Below are 5,080 nucleotides of genomic sequence, written 5' to 3'. Positions count from 1 at the left end.
CCATCGCCCCTGTCTCCCGCCCGGACGGGTCACCGCCGCCACCGGCGCCCACACCGCCCCCGTCAGCGGCTGCCGCTCCATCCCTACGGTTTTGGTCGGACCCGTCCCGCCTCGGCCGGCCCCAACCCGGGGGGCCCCAACTCGAAGGGCCCTGCCCTCGGCGGCCTTGGCCCTCACGGCCCGTGCGACCCCAGCCCGGCCGACGCAGCGTGGGGTGACCCGCCGCGGGTGCGGCCGCCGCCCGCCGGTGCGCGGCGCTGAGCGCCGCGGCCAGGGGGAACAGTGCCAGCCCGAGCGGCCGGAAGGCGATCACCCCGTCCGGCAGCCGCAGCGTCGTGCCGTGGGCGACGAGCCACAGGTCGGTGCCGACGCGCAGCGCCGCGGCGGGCCCGGTGGACGAACCGGTGTCCGCGCCCCACACGACCAGGACGATGAACTCGATGAAAATCAGACCGGCCGCCGACGCGGCGATCGCCGCCACCGCCGGACGGCCGGCCCGCTGCCACAACCGGTCGAGGAACTGGCCTGCGGGGCCGGGATGGTGGGGGATGGCGGACACGCTAGGACGCTCGCCGCTCATGCCGTCGACAGATTAACTGTCCGCTGGGGGCTGCTGGCCGTAAGTGCCCGGAGGCTGCGGCTGGCCGTAGCCAGGCTGCTGCGGCTGCTGCGGCTGGCCCCAATTTCCCTGCGGCTGGCCGTAAGCGGGCGGCTGGCCGTAGCCGGTAGGCGGCTGGCCGGTAGGCGGCTGACCGTAGCCGCCCTGCTGCGGCTGGCTATAGCCCCCGCCGGCGGGCGGCTGGCCGTAGCCCGGCTGGGGCTGACCGTAGCTGCCCTGAGGCGGCTGGCCGTAGCCGGCCGGCGGCTGGCCGTAGCCGGGCTGGGGCTGACCGTAGCCCGGCTGGGGCTGACCGTAGCCCGGCTGGGGCTGACCGTAGCCGCCGGTCGGGGCGCCGTAGCCGGGCGTCGGCTGCTGGCCGTAGGGCTGGCCGTAGGGCGGCTGGCCCGGCGGCGGCCAAGCCCCGGGCGCACCCGGGCCACTCGCCCGGCCGCGGCCGGGGATGGTCGCACCGTTCGCCAGCGCCGCCAGGACACCGAAGACCGTCTGGACGATGGCGGCGATGAGCGCGAGGTAGAAGCCGTAGCTCGGGCCGGCGTCCAGCCCTTTCGGCGCGTCGGGAAACCTGATCCACCGAATGAGCAGGAGCAGGCTGGCGAACGCCGAGGCACCCGGCAGGATCCACAGGGCGGATACCGGACCGACGTCCGGGATGCGGAGGTCCGCAAACAGGCGTGCCACGAGCACACCGGCCACCGCGAGCACCAGCAGCACCGGGAACCAGGAGTTGAATCCGAGCCCCCAGCCGTTCTCGTGCACCTTCGTGCTGCGACCGAAGAACGAGTAGCTCACCGAGTACCACGGCAGGAAGCCCACGATGAACATGACCAGCCCGGAGGCGATCACCCCGATGTCGTTGGTCGCGACGCTACGACCGCCGATCTGTGCCACGACGGGAACCCCACTTCGTCAGGTCGGTCGGCACGGCGACGCCAGTTCGCCCACGCACCGAGCAGGAGTCTGGCAGTCGTGGGGAGATGAGGGAAGACACCGAGTGCCCTCAGCCCCGACAACCTGCGACCCCTGGACCGTCTCGATGATGAGCCACCGCGGGGCGCGGGGGCTCATCATCTAAACAGGTCTACAACGACCGCATGATGTCAGCCATCAGGCGGGCCGTCTCGGACGGGGTCTTGCCCACCCGCACACCGGCCTTCTCGAGGGCTTCCTTCTTCGCCTGCGCGGTTCCCGACGAACCGGACACGATGGCGCCTGCGTGGCCCATCGTCTTGCCCTCCGGGGCGGTGAAGCCGGCGACGTAGCCGACGACCGGCTTCGTCACGTGCGCCTCGATGTGCGCCGCGGCCCGCTCCTCGGCGTCCCCACCGATCTCACCGATCATCACGATCGCGTCGGTGCCCGGGTCGGCCTGGAAGGCGTCGAGGGCATCGATGTGGGTGGTGCCGATGACCGGGTCGCCACCGATACCGACGCAGGTGGAGAAGCCGAACTCACGCAGCTCGTACATCATCTGGTAGGTCAGCGTGCCGCTCTTGCTGACCAGGCCGATGCGGCCGCCGGGGGTGATGTCGGCCGGGATGATGCCCGCGTTGGACAGGCCGGGGCTGGCGATGCCCGGACAGTTCGGCCCGATGATCCGGGTCGTGCCCTTGGACTGGCAGTACGCCCAGAACTCGGTCGTGTCGTGCACCGGCACGCCCTCGGTGATGACCACCGCGAGCCCGATGGCCGCGTCGATCGCCTCGATCGCCGCGTCCTTGGTGAACTTCGGCGGCACGAAGATGACCGAGACGTTCGCGCCGGCCTGCTCGATCGCGTCGGCGACGGTGCCGAACACCGGCACGCCCTCGACCTGCTGGCCGACCTTGCGCGGGTTCACCCCGGCGACGACGTTCGTGCCCGCGGCGAGCATCCGCTTGGTGTGCTTGGTGCCCTCCGAGCCGGTGATGCCCTGCACCACGACCCGGCTGTTCTCGTCAAGCCAGATAGCCATCGGTTCGCAATCCCTTCGCCCTGGTCAGGCCGCGGCCGCGGCGAGCTCGGCGGCGAGCTTCGCCGCGCCGTCCATCGTGTCGACCGGCTTGACCACCGAGAGGTTCGCCTCCTTGAGGATGCGACGGCCCTCCTCGGCGTTGTTGCCGTCGAGGCGCACCACCAGCGGGGTGGTGACGTTGCCGACGATCTTCAGCGCCTGCACGATGCCGTTGGCCACGGCGTCGCACGAGGTGATGCCACCGAAGATGTTGACGAAGACGCTCTTGACCGCCGGGTCGCCGAGGATGATCGACAGACCGTTCGCCATCACCTCGGCGGACGCGCCACCGCCGATGTCGAGGAAGTTCGCCGGCCGCTTGCCGCCGAACTCCTCGCCCGCGTAGGTCACCACGTCCAGCGTCGACATGACCAGGCCGGCACCGTTTCCGATGATCCCGACCTCGCCCTCGAGCTTGACGTAGTTGAGGCCCTTCTCCTTGGCCTTCTGCTCCAGCGGGTCCACCGCGGAGACGTCGACGAACGCCGCGTTCTCCGGGTGCCGGAAGTCGGCGTTCTCGTCCAGGCTGACCTTGCCGTCGAGCGCGATGACGCGGCCGTCGCCGGTGAGGATGAGCGGGTTGACCTCGACCAGGGTGGCGTCGGACTTCACGAAGACGGTCCACAGCTTCGCCAGCAGCTCGGCGGCGCCGGCCAGCGCGGCCTCGGGCAGCTTGGCGGCCACCGCGATCTCGCGGGCCTTCGCGGCGTCGACACCGGTCAGCGGGTCAATCGCGATCCGGGCAAGCGCGTCCGGGTTGGTCGCGGCCACCTCCTCGATCTCCATGCCGCCCTCACGGGACGCCATGGCGAGGAAGGTCCGGTTGGCCCGGTCCAACAGGAAGGAGGCGTAGTACTCCTCCGCGATGTTGCTGGCTTCCTCGACGAGCACCGAATGGACCGTATGGCCCTTGATGTCCATCCCGAGGATCGCCGTAGCCTTCGCGAAGGCGTCATCCGGCCCATCGGCCACCTTGACACCGCCGGCCTTGCCTCGGCCGCCGGCCTTGACCTGCGCCTTGACGACCACCTTGCCACCGAGTTCGGTGGCGATCGCGCGCGCCTCCTCAGGGGTGGTCGCCGTCTTCCCGGTGGGCACCGGAACGCCATGTTCGGCGAACAGCTTCTTCGCCTGGTATTCGAAGAGATCCACGGTCCGTCCAGTCGGATGCGGTCGTGCGGGTCGGGTTACGTAGGAGGGCACAGAACGCCTGCGAGCCTACTGACGAGGCGGTTACGGCGCGCGTCACGCGTAGTGCCGCTGTGCACGCTCGGCGGCGACGACGAGCCCGTCGGCGGACCACCGGCCCGGGGCCACCGATGGTGCCATCGCCCGGGTACGGACGACCTCCTTCCCACGTCAGGCCCATCGATACAGGACAAATGAGGTGCACATCGCGTCCCGCGAGGCGCCGGCACGCCACGCACGGCCGGATCAGGCGTACGAGAAAGGACGCTGAGCGTGACCACCGGACGCGGCACCGCGATCTCCCGTGTCCGAGGTCACGGAGTTGACCATCGGATATATGTCAGAAATCACACCGGAACAACACCGATCGTGGTCGACCGTCCGACTGCCCTGGCCGGATCGGCGGCGAATTCACCGCAGCGCGAGGACGATCAGCAGACTGACGACAGTGAGCCCGATTCCGGTCCAGCCCAATGCGATCCCGAGGGCCGCAAGCCGCCGGCCCCGCTGGTTGTGGCGGCGAATCTGGGCCTGGGCGACCGAGCCAACGACGATCGCGGCCACGCTGCCGAGCCCGAACAGCCAGCTCAATGCCAGCACAACCGACAGCAGCGCCCGACCGTTGAGGCCGTGTTCCACCGGAGTGGTGGGCGGGAACCTTCGAGGATCCCGCCCATCCCCACCGGCATCGCCACCCAATGTCACGGGAAGGCTGCGCCCGCGGTCGGCCGGCGCACTGACGGCCCCGCCCAGCGCCGACGCGGCCGGCCGCCGTTGAGATGAGGCAGCCGGCGGCGGGGACTGCGGGCGAGCCGCGGCTCCCTGCGCCGCGCGGGTTCTCGTCGTGCTCCCAGCCGACGGGACCGGACTGGCCGACGGAACCGGACTCGACGAGGGAGCCGAACTCGCGGGCCTGATCCACGCCCGGAACTCCGACGCGTCCGGCGGTCGCGCCGGCGGGGTCGGGTCCGGCGGCCGGATGGTCTCCTCCGCCTGGAGCTCCCGCGGCTGCAGGCGGTTCTCGCGGGGCGCGGGACGGGACGGCAGTTCCCCGGACCGTCTGTCGTCCGCGGCCGGCGGGCCGGGCCGCGGCTCGCGCCGCAGCCGGACGGGCGCCCGTGAGTCCGGCTCGTCGATGTCGTAGGTCCAGGGCGAGACGACCGGCTGGGAAGAGACGGGCTGGGAGGAGGCAGGCTGGGAGGGGGCAGGCTGCGAGGAAGCGGACGTCGAGGGCGGTGGGGTGCCCCTGCCGGCCGACGGTCTCGCGGTCGACGGCGGCA

At 71.3% G+C, this 5,080-nt stretch carries 5 protein-coding genes; all 5 read right to left on the bottom strand.

Annotated features, from left to right (window positions below):
* Nucleotides 1–559: cell division protein PerM (locus tag NBZ83_RS29945; protein ID WP_261576298.1), on the bottom strand; the 559-nt coding region annotated here is incomplete at its 3' end.
* 33 nt (nt 560–592) lie between these two features.
* Nucleotides 593–1,510, bottom strand: a complete 918-nt coding sequence (locus tag NBZ83_RS29940; protein WP_261576297.1) for a hypothetical protein — start codon at nt 1,508–1,510, stop codon at nt 593–595.
* 190 nt (nt 1,511–1,700) lie between these two features.
* Nucleotides 1,701–2,573: a succinate--CoA ligase subunit alpha gene (gene sucD / locus NBZ83_RS29935; protein WP_261566626.1), complete on the bottom strand. Its 873-nt coding sequence runs from the start codon at nt 2,571–2,573 to the stop codon at nt 1,701–1,703.
* A 24-nt stretch (nt 2,574–2,597) separates the two neighbouring features.
* A complete protein-coding gene (gene sucC, locus NBZ83_RS29930; RefSeq protein ID WP_261566627.1) occupies nt 2,598–3,764 on the bottom strand; it encodes an ADP-forming succinate--CoA ligase subunit beta in 1,167 nt (388 codons plus the stop codon).
* A gap of 447 nt (nt 3,765–4,211) precedes the next feature.
* The gene (locus NBZ83_RS29925; RefSeq protein ID WP_261576296.1) at nt 4,212–4,439 is read right to left on the bottom strand and encodes a DUF4190 domain-containing protein; all 228 of its coding nucleotides are present in this window, start codon (nt 4,437–4,439) and stop codon (nt 4,212–4,214) included.
* Between the last annotated feature and the right edge of the window lie 641 nt (nt 4,440–5,080).

This window comes from Frankia gtarii (assembly GCF_025403375.1).
GTDB lineage: Bacteria > Actinomycetota > Actinomycetes > Frankiales > Frankiaceae > Frankia > Frankia gtarii.
Note: the sequence above shows the minus strand (reverse complement) of the source record. Positions and strands in the feature narration are given on the sequence as shown.